The sequence below is a fragment of the Phyllobacterium zundukense genome (genome assembly GCF_002764115.1).
In the GTDB taxonomy this organism is placed as follows: Bacteria; Pseudomonadota; Alphaproteobacteria; order Rhizobiales; family Rhizobiaceae; genus Phyllobacterium; species Phyllobacterium zundukense.
This window is the reverse complement of sequence record NZ_CP017940.1, coordinates 2380506-2397516: the sequence shown is the minus strand read 5'-3', so window position 1 is coordinate 2397516 and position 17011 is coordinate 2380506. Positions and strand designations below refer to the sequence as shown.

13 protein-coding genes and 1 pseudogene are annotated in these 17011 nt (G+C 57.2%); 3 read left to right on the top strand and 11 right to left on the bottom strand.

Annotation, left to right across the window (positions count from 1 at the left end; genetic code table 11):
* Positions 1–90: 90 nt before the first annotated feature.
* The 4 genes from BLM14_RS12075 to BLM14_RS12060 form a co-directional block, all read right to left on the bottom strand.
* Entirely contained in the window at positions 91–1254 is a 1164-nt protein-coding gene (locus BLM14_RS12075; protein WP_204251958.1) for an LCP family protein, read from the bottom strand.
* Positions 1255–1533: 279 nt separating this feature from the next.
* On the bottom strand, positions 1534–2736 hold the full coding sequence (locus tag BLM14_RS12070; protein ID WP_099999584.1) for an NAD-dependent formate dehydrogenase: 1203 nt from the start codon (positions 2734–2736) through the stop codon (positions 1534–1536).
* A gap of 316 nt (positions 2737–3052) precedes the next feature.
* Positions 3053–3811 carry a slipin family protein gene (locus tag BLM14_RS12065; RefSeq protein ID WP_100001248.1) on the bottom strand — a complete coding sequence of 253 codons (759 nt, stop codon included), beginning with the start codon at positions 3809–3811 and terminating at the stop codon, positions 3053–3055.
* 14 nt (positions 3812–3825) lie between these two features.
* Positions 3826–5238: an NfeD family protein gene (locus BLM14_RS12060; RefSeq protein WP_100001246.1), complete on the bottom strand. Its 1413-nt coding sequence runs from the start codon at positions 5236–5238 to the stop codon at positions 3826–3828.
* A 301-nt stretch (positions 5239–5539) separates the two neighbouring features.
* Between BLM14_RS12060 and BLM14_RS12055 the strand changes: the two genes are divergently transcribed.
* Positions 5540–8887 carry a PAS domain-containing protein gene (locus tag BLM14_RS12055; RefSeq protein ID WP_099999583.1) on the top strand — a complete coding sequence of 1116 codons (3348 nt, stop codon included), beginning with the start codon at positions 5540–5542 and terminating at the stop codon, positions 8885–8887.
* 158 nt (positions 8888–9045) lie between these two features.
* Here BLM14_RS12055 and BLM14_RS12050 read toward each other — a convergent pair.
* Positions 9046–9857: pseudogene (locus BLM14_RS12050) on the bottom strand (SDR family NAD(P)-dependent oxidoreductase).
* Positions 9858–9935: 78 nt separating this feature from the next.
* Positions 9936–10439 carry a DUF2380 domain-containing protein gene (locus BLM14_RS12045; protein WP_099999582.1) on the bottom strand — a complete coding sequence of 168 codons (504 nt, stop codon included), beginning with the start codon at positions 10437–10439 and terminating at the stop codon, positions 9936–9938.
* Between the two features lie 275 nt (positions 10440–10714).
* On the opposite strand from BLM14_RS12045, the gene BLM14_RS12040 reads away from it, so the two are divergent.
* The gene (locus BLM14_RS12040; protein WP_099999581.1) at positions 10715–10984 is read left to right on the top strand and encodes a hypothetical protein; all 270 of its coding nucleotides are present in this window, start codon (positions 10715–10717) and stop codon (positions 10982–10984) included.
* An 82-nt stretch (positions 10985–11066) separates the two neighbouring features.
* On the opposite strand, the gene BLM14_RS12035 is transcribed toward BLM14_RS12040, so the two are convergent.
* A complete protein-coding gene (locus tag BLM14_RS12035; protein WP_157929524.1) occupies positions 11067–11726 on the bottom strand; it encodes a WD40/YVTN/BNR-like repeat-containing protein in 660 nt (219 codons plus the stop codon).
* Between the two features lie 449 nt (positions 11727–12175).
* Between BLM14_RS12035 and BLM14_RS12025 the strand changes: the two genes are divergently transcribed.
* Positions 12176–12604 carry a hypothetical protein gene (locus BLM14_RS12025; RefSeq protein ID WP_099999578.1) on the top strand — a complete coding sequence of 143 codons (429 nt, stop codon included), beginning with the start codon at positions 12176–12178 and terminating at the stop codon, positions 12602–12604.
* 299 nt (positions 12605–12903) lie between these two features.
* On the opposite strand, the gene rsgA is transcribed toward BLM14_RS12025, so the two are convergent.
* The 4 genes from rsgA to BLM14_RS12005 all read right to left on the bottom strand — a co-directional run bounded on the left by rsgA (position 12904) and on the right by BLM14_RS12005 (position 16739).
* Complete coding sequence (gene rsgA / locus BLM14_RS12020; protein ID WP_237143341.1) at positions 12904–13929, bottom strand: ribosome small subunit-dependent GTPase A; 1026 nt, start codon at positions 13927–13929, stop codon at positions 12904–12906.
* Positions 13930–14265: 336 nt separating this feature from the next.
* Positions 14266–14451, bottom strand: a complete 186-nt coding sequence (locus BLM14_RS12015) for a DUF3606 domain-containing protein (RefSeq protein WP_099999576.1) — start codon at positions 14449–14451, stop codon at positions 14266–14268.
* A 608-nt stretch (positions 14452–15059) separates the two neighbouring features.
* The gene (locus BLM14_RS32430; RefSeq protein WP_108724294.1) at positions 15060–15182 is read right to left on the bottom strand and encodes a hypothetical protein; all 123 of its coding nucleotides are present in this window, start codon (positions 15180–15182) and stop codon (positions 15060–15062) included.
* A gap of 477 nt (positions 15183–15659) precedes the next feature.
* Positions 15660–16739, bottom strand: coding sequence for a helix-turn-helix domain-containing protein (locus tag BLM14_RS12005; RefSeq protein WP_237143340.1), 1080 nt, complete (start codon positions 16737–16739; stop codon positions 15660–15662).
* Positions 16740–17011: the final 272 nt, after the last annotated feature.

The window sequence follows — 17011 nt, the reverse complement described above, 5'->3', positions numbered from 1 at the left end:
ACACATATTGATCCGCTGCTAGCCTCTCATGATCGGCCTGCCGGCCGCGGGTGGCCGGGGAAAGGGAGGACGGAACGGGCGGTCCCGCGCCTAGCTCGCCGGGACTAGTGCGCAGGGCGCGGACGAGGGGGGCGTCGGCTCGGGGGAGTAGGGCACGGTGGTCGTGGTGGCCGGGCCGGCGTGGTGGGCGCTCGGCTTGGTGTCCGTCTTGGCGCGGCGCGGCGCGGCGGGCTGGGTGTGCCTGACCTTGGAGCCGGTGAGGGGCTGGTCGGCGGCGATCAACCGGAACAGCTTCTTGGCCGGTCCTTCGAGCCACTCGACCCGGCCGGGGTAGGCAGTGGAGTAGCGCCAGGGCGTGGTGACGAAGTGGACCTTGTCAGACGACAGGCTGCGGGCGGTGAGTGCGAGGTCGCTCATCACGCGGGGGGTGAGGCCGGGGTCGGTGGTGACGGACTTGGTAGCCGCGTGCAGGAAGCCGAGCAGCCGGGCCGGGTTGGTCAAGGTCTCGCTGCTCATCGCCTTCTTTGCCATGGCGGCGACGAAGTCCTGCTGGCGCTGGATGCGCCCGATGTCTGACCCGTCGCCGAGGCTGTAGCGGGCCCGGACATACCCCAGCGCCTGTTCCCCCAGCAGCGTCTGCCACCCTGCGGGCAGGTTGAGCTGGACGTACTTGTCGCGGATCGGCTCGGGGATGCAGAGATCCACCCCACCGATTGAGTCCACCATGCCCTTGAAGCCAGTGAAATCAACCTTGACGAAGTGGTCGATATGGATGCCGGTGAGCGTCTCGATGGTCTTCCAGGTGCAGCCGATGCCCCCGAAGTTGAACGAGGAGTTGATCATGCCGAGGTGCCTCTGCTGGCCCGGCAGACCTTCCCGGGAGCGGCAGGCGGGAAGCTGCACCAGCGAGTCGCGCGGGAAGCTGATCACGGCTGCGTTGTTCCGCTTGGTGGACAGGTGCACGAGCATGATAGTGTCCGTCCGCTCCCCGGCGTACTTGGCGGTGTTGCCGTCTCGCTGGTCCGACCCGACCACCAGGATGTTCAGCGCGGCGGTCGGCGCCTTGGCCGGGCGGGCGTCGCCCAGGTCCTCCCGGGTGACCTCGATGTGCCTGATGTTGCCGGTCAGCTTCGCGTACACGGTGGCGGCCACGGCCAACATGATGACGGTGACGATGGCGAGCGACCACAACAGCCAGCTGCGGCGCCGCCGGGACAGGGCATTGTCCTCGGGTGCCGGCGGTTCATCGATCAACCCACTGCTCACGTGACTCTCCAGGGGAGGGCCGACACCCGCACCTGGCAGGGCTTGCCCGAACCCAACGTATCGTGCCAGGATTCTAGTCACACGCATCTGAAACGCAAGGGACAACGCAGCCTTGGCGGATCTGTTGCAACGTTTTGGTTACCGGCAGCATGGCAAGAAATCCGTTGATCATTTTAGGGGGCATCGTCACCCGTCAGTCCATCAAGCCAGCATCACGCAGATTGGGGAAGATCGATAAATTTGCGATAGAGCAATAGCCATTGAAAATCATTTGTTCTTGAAGCGCGCTGCTTCTTGGGATCCGCCTGTCGCATCGCCGGCACTGTAGGAATGTGCACCAGCACCCGCGAGTTTCCCGCCATCAACGATCAGATATTCCTCACGGATGGGCCGCCCTTCGAACCAGCATTCAAGGATTTCTCGTGTTCCCGCCGCGTAACGCGCCTGAGCGGACAAGGATGTTCCAGAAATGTGCGGCGTCATTCCGTGATGGGGCATGGTCCGCCACGGATGATCTCTCGGCGCCGGTTGCGGGAACCAGACATCGCCCGCGTACCCCGCCAACTGGCCGCTTTCCAATGCCCTGGCGACGGCGTCGCGATCGCAAATCTTGCCGCGGGCGGTGTTCACCAGATAAGCGCCGCGTTTCATCTTCGAGAGCATTTTCTCGTTGAACAGGTTTTCCGTCTCCGGATGAAGCGGGCAGTTGATGGTCACGACATCGCAAACCTTGACCATGTCCTCTACAGTGGCATGCCATGTGACGTTGAGCTCCCTTTCGACAGCTTCCGGAAGCCGGTGCCGGTCGTGATAGTGAAGGTGCATGTCAAAGGGCTTGAGACGGCGCAGTACGGCAAGGCCGATGCGCCCGGCGGCAACTGTTCCAACGTGCATCCCCTCGACATCGTAGGAGCGGGCGACACAGTCGGCGATATTCCAACCGCCCTTGATCACCCATTGATAGGAAGGAATGTAATTTCTCACCAATCCCAGGATCACCATGACAACGTGTTCGGAGACGCTGATGGAGTTGCAATAAGTGACTTCCGCAACCGTGATGCCGCGGTCGATCGCGGCCTGGAGATCGACGTGATCCGATCCTATTCCCGCCGTCAGCGCCAATTTGAGCTTCGGTGCCTTGGCGATGCGCTCTGCAGTCAAATATGCAGGCCAGAATGGCTGTGAGATTACGATTTCAGCGTCGGGCAGTTCCCTCTCGAACACTGAGTCCGGGCCATCCTTGTCTGAAGTGACCACAAAGGTGTGGCCAAGTGATTCAAGATATTTTCGCAGACCCAGTTCGCCCGAAACGCTTCCGAGCAACATGCCGGGTTGAAAGTCGATCGTCTTGGGCGAGGGGAGCGTTTGGTCGCCGGGATAGAGATCTATTTTAGGCAGATCGTCGCGTGCATAAGATCTCGGATATCCGTCAATCGGATCGTCGTAGAGAACACAGACTATTTTGGCCATGATCGTTTCCTTTCCGATGCTGGACAATGGAAAACACATCTGACAAAGCCCGAAGCAAACCAGGGACATGGGATCGTCGCGTGGTTTCGCCGCTGAAACCCTGGGGCCATCCTGACAGCAGTGAGGCCTGACGATGTGCCCGTCACGGCGGTGACCAAACGCCGAGCCTCTGCTCCCACTGAAAGGGCATAACTCAGCGTGATCTTCGCTTCGCAGCGTGTCAAATCACATTCCGGAGCGACTGGGCCCCGCCAAACCGGATCGGTTCTCACTCGCGCCGCCGTCGTTCGCTTTGCCGCGGTTCACTTATACACCGCTATCTGGATTTGGTTGCCGCAGCCTTGAAGAGTTCGCCGAGTTCCATTGGGAATGGAAACACAATCGTTGAATTCTTCTCATTGGCGATGACATTCAGCGTGCTGAGGTAACGCAGTTGCATGGCTTCCGGCCGTTGCCCCAGGATGTGGGCGGCCTCCAACAATTTCTGGGCAGCTTGTTGTTCGCCTTCGGCGTTAATGACTTTGGCGCGTCGTTCACGTTCGGCCTCGGCCTGCCGGGCGATGGCGCGCACCATGGTTTCGTTGAGATCGACATGTTTGATCTCAACATTTGCGACCTTGATGCCCCACGCGTCGGTCTGCGCGTCGAGAATTTCCTGAATATCATTGTTGAGCTTGTCGCGCTCGGCTAGCATCTCGTCGAGATCATGCTTGCCAAGAACGGACCGCAACGTCGTCTGGGCAAGCTGGCTCGTTGCCATCAAGAAGTCCTCTACCTGAATCATTGCCCGCTCGGGGTTGATAACACGGAAATAGAGAACCGCGTTGACACGCACCGAGACATTATCCTTCGAGATTACGTCCTGGCTTGGCACATCGTGCACCACTGTCCGCAGATCGACACGCAGCATCTGCTGGACAAAGGGGATAAGGATGATCAGACCCGGTCCTTTAACGCCGGTGAAGCGGCCGAGCGTAAACACCACGCCACGCTGATATTCCCGCAATATCTTGATCGCGGCAGCCAAGAGCATCAGCAGGATGACGATAATCGGAATAAAGATAGTGATAAGCATTGAAAAATCCTCCACTAGTTGCTCTCCGGCTGATCGGGTTCGACCTTGAGGATAATGCCCTCGATGCCTGCTACACGGACCTGTTGTCCCTTTTTCAGCGGCGTCTCGGATATTGCCGCCCACCGTTCGCCATGGGCAAGGACATGCCCCTGGCGTCCACGCCACTCCAGGACCTCGCCATGGGCTCTCACCATCTCCTCGCTGCCCGTCACCACCGGGCGATTGTGCGAGGAAAAGACCAAGCGGATTATGATCAAGGAAAGCGCCAAACTGGTCAGGGCGATGCCAGCGGTGAGCGGCCAGGAAATGCGGAAGGCTGGAACATCGGTGTCGATCAATATCGTGGCGCCGAATATGAAAGCGATGACGCCGCCAATGCCCAGAACGCCGAAAGATGTCACGAACGCTTCGGAAGCCATCATCGCAAGGCCGAGGATAATGAGACCAAGACCGGCAAAATTCACGGGAAGCACAGCGAGTGCGTATAGACCAATCAGGAGGCAAATCGCGCCAATGGTTCCCGGAAAAAACGAACCCGGAGCCATGAATTCGAAGATAAGTCCGTAGATACCTATCATCATTAGGATCAGCGCGACATTCGGATTCGTGATCACCATGAGCAGCTCCGTGCGCCAGTCCTGGTTGATCTGCTCAAGAGGAAGACCTCTGGTATCGAGCGTAATCTCATTTCCTCCCGCGCTGACTTTGCGACCATTGGCCTGCGCCAGAAGGTCATCCACGCTCGTTGCGAGGATATCGATCACATTTTCTTTGAGCGCCGCGCTGGAGGAAAGGCTTGCCGCTTCACGCACCGCTTTTTCAGCCCAGTCGACGTTCCGGCCGCGCAGTTCGGCCAGCGAGCGGATATAGGCAGTCGCGTCGTTGATTGCTTTCGCTTCCATCGGACTATGCGGCGTAGGGGAGGTAACCGCGTCATCCCCATCCTTTTTTGGCTTGGCGTCCTGATCCTTGTCCTCGCCGGCCCCTGGAAATGGTAAATCGCCGATCTGGATGGGCGTCGCTGCGCCAAGATTGGTCCCGGGCGCCATCGCCGCGATGTGACTGGCATAGAGAATGTAGGTGCCGGCGCTGGCTGCGCGTGCGCCGCTTGGACTGACATAAGTGGCCACGGGCACCGGGGAGCCGAGGATGCCACGAATGATGTCGCGCATGGACGTGTCCAGACCGCCGGGCGTGTCCATTTGCAGAATAATGAGAGGCGCGTTGCGCTCTGCCGCCGTTCGCATGCCACGCAATATATAGTCGGATAAGGCTGGGCCAACGATCCCTTCGAGTTGTAGTACCAGCGCCGTACGCGCCGTCTGTGCATCGTTCGGCGAAACACCCAAAAAGCTACCGAGTAACACCACGGCAACGGAAAGGGCGGCACGATTACGTCCGAACCAATCTCCGATGAATTTTCTCATCAGGCCCATGATCCAGCTTACATCAGAGCGTTTGCTTCTGCCATATGCGGATTAAAGTTCGCGCACCCAACACACATCATGGTCGCGGGTGCCTGCCATCTGGCAGGCCGAACCTTGACTCGGTTATTTGAAAAAGAAGGGGTCGGCTGCGTTGGCGCAGCTGGTGCGGAGCGTCCATCTCTGAGTATATTATTTAGAGTACATCCGTGGGGACCGGTGCTAACCACTTCGCACTAAAGACTAAGACGAACCGCGTGTGCTAGAATTAGGCCCAACGCCTCATTAGAGGGGGGTCCATACCATGATGACCGCGAGGGAATACGCCAAGAACGCGACGGCCGTTCTGCATCATATCCTACACATCCCGGCGGACGAGTTCGATAACGACGGCACCGCCGCCGTTATCGAGCAGGCCATAAGGGACGCCACGCGAGACCGCGACAGCAGGGTCGGCGAAATATTGAAGGAAGCCCAGGCGGCTGCGCAGCAGCGTTTGACGTGGCTGCTGAGTTCGTCGCCTGCAGTAATCTACAGCTTCAAGGCGACCGGTGATTTCGCGCCCACGTTCGTAAGCGAAAACATCAGAACCGTGTTCGGCTATGCGCCGGGCGAGTATCTCGAGCACCCGTCATTCTGGCGCGACCGGGTCCACCCCGACGATCTTGTCCGCGTCGAGGAGACGATTTCCCAATTCTTTCAGAACGGAACCCACGCGGTGGAGTATCGCTTTCGCCGCAAGGATGACTCCTATTGCTGGGTGAATGACGAGCAGCAACTGATCCGTGACAAGCAGGGCCAGCCGCTGGAGATCGTCGGATCATGGAGCGATATAACGGCGCGCAAGGCGGCGGAGGAAGCACAGGCGGCTGCGCAGCAACGTTTGGCGCGGCTGCTGAGTTCGTCCCCTGCCGTGATCTACAGCTTCAAGGCGACCGGTGATTTTGCCCCCACGTTCGTAAGCGAGAACATCAGAACCGTGTTCGGCTATGCGCCGGGCGAGTACCTGGAGGACCCGTCATTCTGGCGCGACCGAGTCCACCCCGACGACCTGAACCGTGTCGAGGAGGCGATTTCCAAATTCTTCCAGAACGGAATCCACACGGTAGAGTATCGCTTTCGCCGCAAGGATGGCTCCTACTGCTGGGTGAATGACGAGCAGCAACTGATCCGTGACAGGGAGGGCCAGCCGCTGGAGATCGTCGGATCATGGAGCGATATAACGGCACGCAAGGCGGCGGAGGAAGCGAAGGCGGCTGCGCATGCCCGCCTGTCCCAGTTGCTGATCAGCTCACCGGCTGTGATCTACAGCTACAAGGCGACAGGAGATTTTGCGCCGACCTTTGTCAGTCAGAACATAAGGGACTTGTTGGGCTATGAGCCCCAGGAATACCTGGAGAACGCGGATTTTTGGCGGCGCTGCGTGCACCCCGATGAGCTTGCTGCGGTGGAGGCCGAGTCCGTCCACTTGTACAAGAAGGGCCGCCATACGGTCGAGTATCGATTTCGCAAGAAGGACGGCAGCTTTTCCTGGGTGAATGACGAACAGCAATTGGTTCGCGATAAGGACGGCCAGCCGCTTGAAGTCATCGGCTCGTGGAGCGACATCACCGATCGCAAGCGGGCGGAAGAAGCGGCGGCGGCGGCCCAGGATCGCGTCTCATATCTACTCACCTGCGTGCCGGCGGTGATCTACAGCTTCAAAGCAACGGGCGATTTTTGGCCGACGTTCATCAGCCCGAACGTAAAGGACCTGCTCGGATATGAGCGTGAGGAATATCTCGAGAGTCCGGATTTCTGGCGCAGCCGCGTGCATCCCGGGGACCTGCCGCGCATTGAGCAAGATTATGCGAGGCTTTTCGAGGAGGGTCGTATCGCCAACGAGTACCGGTTCCGCAAGAAGGACGGCAACTATTGCTGGATCAGTGACGATCTGCAACTGCAGCGCAACGCTGCAGGCGATCCGATCGAGGTGGTCGGAGCGTGGAACGACATTACAGCCCGCAAGCAAATTAGCGAAGCTTTGGTTGCCTCTCAGGACCGCCTCGTGCGTGTGTTGTCGTCTGCCCCTGCGGTTATCTACAGCTTCAAGGCGACCGGCGACTACGCGCCCATCATCATCAGCGAGAATATCAAGAGCTTGCTAGGATATGAGCCGAGTGAGTACCTGGAGAACGCCGATTTCTGGCGCAACCGGGTGCACCGCGACGACTTGGCTGCAGTGGAAGCCGAGTCCGTCCACTTGTACAAGAAAGGCCGCCACACGGTCGAGTATCGATTTCGCAAGAAGGACGGCAGCTTTTGCTGGGTGAATGACGAACAGCAATTGGTTCGCGATAAGGACGGCCAGCCGCTTGAAGTCATCGGCTCGTGGAGTGACGTGACCGCGCGCAAGCGTGCAGAGATCGATTCCCAGCGCAGCGAGCAGCGTTTGACGGACGCGATCGAATCAATCTCGGAGGGGTTTTCGCTGTACGACGCGGAGGACCGGCTGATCGTCTGCAACAGCGCCTATGGCGAACTCCTCTACCCAGGACTGGGCACGCCAGCGCCGGGTACGCCGTACGAAATGCTCATCCGCAACGCGGCGGAACAAGGCCTTGTCGAGGATGCGAAAGGACGGGTTGACGAGTGGATCAGTGAGCGGCTGGCGAGACACAGGCAACCGGGCGCACCCCATGTACAACAGCGGGCCAATGGCCGCTGGATTCAAATCAACGAGCGCAAGACGACAGAGGGCGGAACCGTTGCGGTGTACACGAACATCACCGCAATCAAGCAGGCCGAAGAAAATATCCGTAAGGCCAAGTCCAAGGTTGAGCTGGCGAATGCGCTCGTGACCGAAAAGAACGAGACGCTTGAGGCTTTGTCGAACAAGCTGTCGAAATATCTGTCACCCCAAGTCTATTCATCGATATTCGCGGGTACACAGGAGGTAAGGATAGCCTCGAGCCGCAAGAAGCTCACCATATTCTTTTCTGACATCGCTGATTTCACCGAGACGACAGATGATCTGGAATCCGAGGAACTGACGGCTCTGCTCAACCACTACCTGACGGAGATGACGAAGATCGCCCTGGCGCACGGCGCGACCGTTGATAAGTACATCGGCGATGCGATCCTGGCGTTCTTTGGCGATCCTGAGACGAGGGGCGTCAAAGAGGATGCAATGGCCTGCGTCAACATGGCGATCGCGATGCAGCGGCGGATGCGGAACTTGCAGACAGAATGGCGTGACAGGGGACTGCAGAAGCCGTTCCAGCTGCGGATCGGCATCAACACGGGCTATTGCACGGTCGGCAATTTCGGCAGCGAAGACCGCATGGAGTACACCATCATCGGCGGTGAAGTGAACCTGGCCGCCAGGCTGCAGTCCCATGCCGAGCTTGGCGGCATTCTTTTGAGCCACGCGGCCTATTCGTTGGTCAAGGACAGGGTTCTGGCCGAGGAGCGGGAACCCATAAGGGCCAAAGGCATCGCCAAGCCGGTGCCCAACTACAGGGTGCTCGAGCGGATCGACGATATGGTTGAACATGGCAAGGCCATACGGGAAGAGCAAGACGGGCTGAGAATCCTGCTAGACTTGCAGAAACTCGACAAGGCAAGCGCCGTCAAGACGTTGGAAGGCATCCTTTCGCGCCTCAAGACCTGATTTTAATCGGGACGCAGTCGTTCGAATATTGGATGGTCACCAGCGAATGTCCGGTTCGGGCCAAAAGCCGCCATCCAGCAACGTCCGCTTCGCGCCAGAAGCGGTCGTTAGCGTTCCTGAATTTCGATAGTGCTTGCTGTGAAGTTTTGCTGACGTTCCTATGATACCGACCATCCACCATCGACCAGCAAATTCAGTCCCGTAATGAGGGAGGCTGCCGGCGACGCCAGAAATACAACAGCACCCACAACATCATCCGTTTCCCCGATCCGGCCCAGGGGAATATGTCCGAGCTCCTGTCATTAAATTCTTTGTCAGCCAGCGCAGGTTTCGTTCCATCGGTCCATATGAATGTTGGGGCAATGGTGTTGACGGTGATGCCGTACTGCGCCCACTCAGCTGCAAGACAGCGCATCAGGTGATTGATGGCGGCCTTGCTCATGCAATAGATCGCCTCACCGCGAAGCGTCACCGTACCAGCTTGTGAGCTAATGCTTATGATGCGGCCCGCCTTTTGTGCAATCATTTGCCGGGCGACGGTCTGGGTCACGAGGAACGCGCCCTTGATGTTGACCTGCAGAATCTCGTCGACGTCTGCCTCAGCGACAAGCTCGGCAAGATCACCGGGCGCGACGCCGACATTGTTCACCAGAACATCAATCCGTCCAAAGGTCTCAATCGCCTTGGCGACGGAGGTCTCGATCTCACCGCGGTTCGAAATATCCAGTCGGACGGGAAGGACTTTTCTTCCCATGCCTTCTATTTCTTTGATCAGTTCCATGGACTTGGTAACGTCACGCAAGCCAAGAACAATATCAGAACCTGCGGCAGCGCACGCGAGGGCGCATGCTCGGCCTATTCCGCGTGACGCACCTGTCACCATCGTCACTTTTCCCGCAAGGCTGAAATCAGGTGCGTGTTTGAGCTGGTTTTCCACGATACTCCTCCGATAGTTGTCCGGCGACCCCATGTTTCTGCTGTCCTCCGTTTGTGGAGCGAAGGGCGCACAATGCCCGCAATGGGCCGGAAGCGGACCTCGTGCCAAGACCTAACGCAGAATTTTGTTGGTCATTACCCATTTGGCGGACCGAGGCCACGCATAGTTCGCGCCCATTCGCAGATCGGTGAAACCCTGAGCAACGGTTTTCCCGGTTTCAGCATCGAGAATCCGAATGAATATGGTATGCTCTGTGCGGTTCACACGCGTCACTACGCCGAGTAGAGCAAGAGACGCACCGTGTTCTTGGGCAATTTTGCCCTCGCAGCCACCGCAGTAGCGAAGTCCGTGCGGAGCTACCGCTTGCAGCTTTTCGGTGGGCGCGTCAATTATCGCATAGCCGCCAGACTTTGAGAGCATGTCTCTTGCAACTTGTGCAGATTCAGCAAGATATCGTTTATCGTGTTCGTCAGGAGGAATGATTCCTGCTCCAGCACTCTTGTCTTCCAATTCGAAGGGAAAGACTTCGATCGTCATCGATTGGGTTTGCTGACCATGCGCAAAACTGCAAGCATTGAACATAATTGTGAGGACAATTATTATGCGGATTGGCATGGCAATCCTCCCATCAAAGGACCGGTGTTGTAATCGTATCTATAACACAAATGACGATTAATCGCGGTCTGGAGCCTTGGGAAAATTCGGCCGCATCGGCTGAGTAAGCGGGGTCGTACGGCAATCGCCCTGAACGTTTGGGCACCGCCTGCGCTATAATTTGAATCACAATTTGCATCGTCGTTTCAGAGCATAGAGGTGGATTTTGGTGGCTCGTGCTACCTAAACAGGCAAAGCAGAAACAAAAATCATGGTTCGAAGTGTGGAGAGCCCGGATGAAGATTGATTTAGGCGAAGTGCTCGATCCCTTTCGCAGGCACGTCATCGACATCAAAGATGCACTTGCTCACGCCCGTTATCGCTACGATGGGCTCGATTTGATCTTGGAGACGGTCTCGGACTCCAAGATCCGCGGTGCCTCACAGGAGATTTTTGCCGTCGCCGGTGAAAAGATGAATGTCGTTGATGATATGCTAGATGAACTCTATCGGCAGCTATCTGACGTCGATCGTATGCTAGAAGCTTACGAGTCAAAACGAGAGTGACAGCGACAACATTAATCCCGTCGATGTCGCGGCCAACAATCATCAGGAAAAGAGGGCGGCCTTTTCATTTGTCGGTCTTTGCCTAGCCGCCTAGCACGGTCCACTTGATGCCACCGTCGGCGCTGACGAGAATGTCGCCTTTATGGGTGGCAACGAACATGCGCTTTGCATTCGTCGGATCGACGGCAAGATGCAGGGGAATACGGTTGCCCCAGTCGTTTGAGACGGTATCCGGCGTCGGTTGATCCTCCCGGAACCGCACAAACCCGCGCCCGAGAACAAATGCATAAGCGGTCCCGTCACCCGTCACCTCGACGAAACTGACGGGAGCACCATCAAGAATCGTCTCCCAGGTTCGACCCTCGTCCTTGCTGACGGCAAGTCCCATTTCCGTCGCCGCATAAATTGTCTTGGCATCGTTGGCAGATGCGGCCATGTCGATAAGATTGTCAGGCAAGGGACCGACCTCGGACCACGATTTCCCAGCATCGCGGCTCATCTGCAGCACACCATATGCACCGTAGACAACTTTCGGATCGGCAAGGCTGACGGTCATCTGGTGAAAGTCGACAGGGCCACCAACGCCGGGTGAGAGCTGCTGCCAGGTTTCGCCATTATCCGTGGAGGTGAAACCCGAGATTGCCGCCGCCAGCAGGATGGCCGCTGGCGAAAAGGCTGTTGGGGTCAGACGGGTCTGGGGTGAATCCCATAAAGTCCTGGACGACAGAAATGAGCTTGGCATTCCCGTCGCCCGTAACGCGAAACAGTCCGTGATGCGTCGCAACCAAAAGTTGGCTTGGGTCGTTCCGGTCCACTGCAAGCCCATGGATATGGGTATGCACCTTGAGGTCGGCTACGCGCATGTCTTTCGCCGACGCGCCATAACCGTATACAAATAAGGTGAGTGCCACACCAACGAATATCCGTGCCAGCTGTCGTAAACCCATCAAACGCATTCGTCTGCCCCATACAGTCAGTGCTGCTGAAGCCTTTATATCATGGGTAGACGGCAATTGAATTGAAGATGAGTCCTCCCGAAAATCGAGCCGATCGCAAGCGGAACGACAAAGCTACCCTCATACCGCGGATACCGCGGAACCCGCCATGCTGATTTGTTTTGACAGGTCGCTTTGCGGGGTGTGCACTACTCCTGTGCGGGTGCATCCCGCATGCGAAATATGGGAGGAAGCCATGAAAGACATGAATCGTCGGTCGGCATTGGCACTGGGTCTGGCGGCGACGGCCGCGGCACCTCTGCTCACATTCGCAAGTCCAGCGTTGGCCAAGACTAAGGAGTACGGCCCAAACGACGGCAAGGAACTTGCCCCTGGTGTTCGAATAGTTGAGTCAGGCACGTTCAAGTCAGATATCCCCGCCTACAAGAGCATCAACATGGTCGACATCGTGTTTCAACCCGGCGCGGTGATCCCGGAAACCATGATGGACAATGACATGTTGTGTTACATCACGGCGGGTGAGTTCACGATCAAAAAGCCAGATCGGGAATTCAAAATAAAAGAAGGCGAGATGTACGCTTGCGCCAAAGGCAAGACGGACATGGCGACAAACACCAGCAGCGTGGTTGGGATACATACGATAGGCATTCTGATCCCCGCCTGAGCGGGTTAGAGTTACTTCGGCTGGACTCCTTCGGCTAGTGCTTTCGGTCCCGAGTCCAGCCTGAGCAGCATCACGGCGGCGACAAGCCTTCATTGACGGCGAGTCTTCGGATGGCTCGCCATTGGCGGTTGAACACGCCGGCGTGCCTGGGTGGAGCCTTGTTTCAGTCAGGCACTGTGCCGGATCTAGAGTGACGAACGCGTCCCTACGTTTCTGCTGTCGTCCGTTTGTGGAGCGAAGGCGCCCAATGTCCGCAATGGGCCAAAAGCAGCGATCTGGTCGGCTTATCCTCAACGCGTTCAGCGTCTATTTCTGCGACCGGGCATCGAATTGCTGCCTCGCGGTCGGCCTTGCTCGGGTGTATTGTCGCGGTTTTCCTCCCGCAGTTTTCGCCAACGGGTCAGACGCTCAGGATCCAGCGTTCCTTCTGCCACTGCCGCATGAACCGCGCAGCCCGGTTCATGAGCGTGGGTACAATCGCGAAACCTGCAAAGGGGAGCAAGCTCGGTTATTTCGGCGAACAGAGTGTCGATACCAAAATCCACATCGCTGACATGCAACGTTCGTATTCCCGGCGTATCGATCACCCAGCCACCCCCGGCAATGGCATGCAGCGACCGCGAGGTGGTCGTGTGGCGGCCCTTTGCATCATGTTCGCGAATGCCTCCGGTCTGCTGGGGCAGTTCTTGTTCCGCGCCTGCCAGTGTGTTTACCAGCGTCGATTTGCCTACACCGGAGGAACCGACCAGCGCCACTGTCTGCCCCACTCCGCACCAAGGGGCTAACGCGGTGATAGCATCAGCGGAACGGGCGTTCAGCGCCACGACAATCAGCCCGCGTTGCAGAGCGGCGGCCCGGTGTTCGTATTCCCGGACATCTGACACGGTGTCAGCTTTGGTCAAGACGATAACCGGGTTGATTTGGGCTTCGTTTGCCAAGGCCAGATAGCGCTCCAGCCGGGCAGAATTGAAATCGGCATTGCATGAAGTCACGATGAACAGCGTATCGATATTGGCAGCACCAAGCTGCCGGGCTCGATTGCCTGCTGTGCGACGCTCCAGCAGTGTTTTTCGCGCCAGACGGCGTTGCAGCAGGTGCGTTTGAGGATGGACAAGCACCCAGTCCCCCACGGCAAAATCGGCCGTGGTGCTGGCGGCAGTCGGAAGGGTCAGTTTGACTTGCCCGGTTTGAGAAATTGCGGTCAGACGCGCGCGGTGAACCGTAGAGACGCGCATTGGGACGAGGTCCGTCTCCAGGGACTCAAGCTGATCACTGAAAAACTTGGACCATCCCAGACTTGCAAGAGAGACGGAATGATCCGTCACGTTTCTGTCCGGTGGTACGGCGTCATATGCATGACAGTATCCTTCAAACCTGGGGGCGCTGACGACAATTCAACCGAGACATGTCGTGACCACACGCCTGATCGGAGGTGGCAAGATCCCTGTGACCTCAAACTCTCGAGACATTCTATAAGGCGACGTGGTCGGATTTAGCAAGCTGGGACAGTTCGCCCAGCCGAACGGGGGGCTCGGCGCACCAGCATATACGCGCAGCAGGTGATTTGCGGCTGACTGGCGGACCTAGGGGCAGGGAATACTCGCCGAGTGCATGGGAAAGAGGTTCACGGCTTCCCGCAATGGACAACTATTCCAAAAATTCTAGATGTTAACGGCGTCCAATTCGCTTTCAATTTTCTTTCGGTTACCTCCATGTTTGGCGATCAGCTCAAGCGCACGGTTCTTGCTGAGATCGTATTTGGTCATGAGATATTGGACCTCATAGTCCTCACTGGACGAGACCTTCGAGCGATCCCGATTATCCCTTTTTATTTTGTCATCTGCCATTTGAGTAATCCTCAATTTGCGGGCTAACCTGCAAAACTGTGCTCAGGCATTTTCGTTCCATGCGAAGTGGAGATGTGGTCAGAGCCTGGAGCTGCGGCCAAGCTAATCGTAGATCATCACTAGGAGGTTTGTTACGATTATCAAGCCGATGGTTGTAAGCGACATAATGGCAATGAGGTCATTCATTGACTGCACCCTCCGTGGATGCGGATACGTTTCCATACTACGGCTTTAGCCTAATTTTGGAGAGATGGTTTTTTGTCGCTGAGACCGAGTTGTACATGAAATTCAGCCATCATGTTCCGCGCCTGAAAAGCTCAACAGCTAGGCGGCAGGATCAATGGGCTGCTCCTGGAAGGGCTGCCTAATCAACAACGCCTCTGACGAACGATAAGCGCAGTCGGCTCGGCGCGAAAAATGGTTTTGCATAATTTTGATGACACTCAATTTATTTGAATTGCTGAGAATAGCGGCTCAGAACCAGTCACGCCCATCACGACGATTTGTCCATGCCGAACATTTTCGCAATCCATGTTTCTACGACTTTGTACCTGAGGCATTGGCCCGAGCGAACGAGCCGCATCACGCCAACAAGTTCAGCCTTCAGTTCAGTACAGATGCCAGGCAATGACGACGGCCACGACGACCCCAATCAGGAATACCGTGCTGAAGGTTATGGGACCGGCATTGACGCCAAGTTTCTTCAGTCGTTCGTCAAGCTTGTGCGACATGACTATTGTCTCCTCGCGTCTCTTGCTGGCCTATTTCGCGCGCGTGATCAGATTACGAATCCACGACAATAGGGAGAACGAGCCGGCCCCGGCAACAGCTCCTCCGAGAAGGTCTATTACGTAACCGGCCATAGGCACGTTGCGTGCTCTCCCCGTAAAGATAATCACCGCAGCCATACATACAAATCCAACGACGAAACCCCACAATGCAGCGTTTGTGATGCTGAACTTTCTCATGATACTCCCCACGGTTACCGTCTGACGCGCCTCATATCCACAACACGGCCATTACTCTGGCGCACTGCGATTTCGAACCAGGAGGGGCCCAGCTAGGCTTACCAAACCATCGACACCGCGAAATAGATGATCGCAGCTGCTATAAAAATTGCGCCAAAGATAACCAACGATCTAACGTTATTTTGCATGTGAATTCCCCGAACGTTGATTGCTCCGTCCAAAAGCGATGTTGTCCCATCCTCAGCCATGAAGCCGGCGCAGCAGCACGCCGAACCGCTCTGCGGGCGCGTACGCCTTAAGGTCGGCAGCGGGCCTGTACGGCAGACCGGCACTTTGCCCGCTCCTGACATCGGTAGGGCTACAACCGAACTCGCGCCTGAAGGCGCGGCTGAATTCCGTGCCATCGTTGAAACAGCGTTGCTCGGCGATCTCGATGATACGGCGTTGATCGTTCGGGTCAGCCAGGGCCGAATGGGCGTCGAGCAGACGTCGATGCTGGATGTAATGCGTGACGCCGCCAAACGGCTCGAACAAGCGATAGAGCCGCGAGCGCGAAACGCCAAGCTCGCGCCGCAGGGTCTCGGCTCGAAGCGTCGGATCGAACAATCTGGCCTGGATGATCCGGTGCGCTTTTTCGATCAGGGCAGTCGCAATCGGCTCCCGCGCCTCGTCTAAATGGTCTGCGGTTGGTGACACGCAAGCAAGTATCATCGCGCGCGTAGCAGCCACCAACGCAGGAAGATCAGCTTCTTCGACCGTCGGCAGCCGTTTGGCGAGGCCGATCATGAAATCGGAGAATAGCCGGCCTATTCCGGTGTCGAGCGTCGAGAATTCCGCGGCACTTAACGCGTTGGTCACCTCGTAGGAAAAATCGCGTGGGACGAACAGCATGAGCATTTCACTATCGGTGACACTCCCCTCGAAGGTCCGGCCGAGTGAGTGGACCTGCACCACACCCGCGCCACCCTCAAACGTCCTGGCCGGAGCGATCGTGTTCACGTTCCCATATAGTAACATCGTCAATGTCCAGTGATCGAGGGGATCGCGCCGTGTATGTCCGGGCAGGCTGGAAAATCCCAAGGCATCAGTCTTGATGCGGGAGAAGGCGAGGCAGCCGAGGTCCCAAATCACTTGCTTGCCGCCAAAGCCGACGGTCACGTCGTCGGGCTCATCGAATTCGAGCATGGATGCGAAATTGTTACGCCATGCTTCAAACTGATGGCCTGGAGGAAGGTCGTGCGTTGTGAGCTCGTAGGCGGGCAGGTGCAATGGCCCGCTCACTTTTCGTCCCGGTGCAGGCATGGGGCGTTCTGATGCCATTGCTATTGCATCGGAGCTTGTGCCAGGCAACCTGTCTTCGCCCACCGTACCTTCGGCTCTCATAGCATCCTCACAGGAGTGACTGAAGACCACGACGGAACATTCGACCTGGCGTCGCGCGCCATGATCAAGATGGCCCTGCTTTTCCGAAGATGTTGTTTCGACATCGCTCCTCCCCCGGGAGCTCAGATAGCCACATCAATTTGAATCTGTGCAGTAAAAGAGCGTATAGCACAGTTAAGCAGAATTGTTTAGCCGGTGATTCTACCGAT

Bases quoted from the DNA above. Each gene is read 5' to 3' on its own strand.
- BLM14_RS12040 (WP_099999581.1), top strand. From the start codon at position 10,715: ATGAAGATTGATTTAGGCGAAGTGCTCGATCCCTTTCGCAGGCACGTC.
- BLM14_RS12015 (WP_099999576.1), bottom strand. From the start codon at position 14,451: ATGGCAGATGACAAAATAAAAAGGGATAATCGGGATCGCTCGAAGGTC.
- BLM14_RS12060 (WP_100001246.1), bottom strand. From the start codon at position 5,238: ATGAGAAAATTCATCGGAGATTGGTTCGGACGTAATCGTGCCGCCCTT.
- BLM14_RS12055 (WP_099999583.1), top strand. From the start codon at position 5,540: ATGATGACCGCGAGGGAATACGCCAAGAACGCGACGGCCGTTCTGCAT.
- BLM14_RS12065 (WP_100001248.1), bottom strand. From the start codon at position 3,811: ATGCTTATCACTATCTTTATTCCGATTATCGTCATCCTGCTGATGCTC.
- BLM14_RS12070 (WP_099999584.1), bottom strand. From the start codon at position 2,736: ATGGCCAAAATAGTCTGTGTTCTCTACGACGATCCGATTGACGGATAT.
- BLM14_RS12005 (WP_237143340.1), bottom strand. From the start codon at position 16,739: ATGGCATCAGAACGCCCCATGCCTGCACCGGGACGAAAAGTGAGCGGG.
- BLM14_RS32430 (WP_108724294.1), bottom strand. From the start codon at position 15,182: ATGTCGCACAAGCTTGACGAACGACTGAAGAAACTTGGCGTCAATGCC.
- BLM14_RS12045 (WP_099999582.1), bottom strand. From the start codon at position 10,439: ATGCCAATCCGCATAATAATTGTCCTCACAATTATGTTCAATGCTTGC.
- BLM14_RS12035 (WP_157929524.1), bottom strand. From the start codon at position 11,726: ATGCCAAGCTCATTTCTGTCGTCCAGGACTTTATGGGATTCACCCCAG.
- BLM14_RS12025 (WP_099999578.1), top strand. From the start codon at position 12,176: ATGAAAGACATGAATCGTCGGTCGGCATTGGCACTGGGTCTGGCGGCG.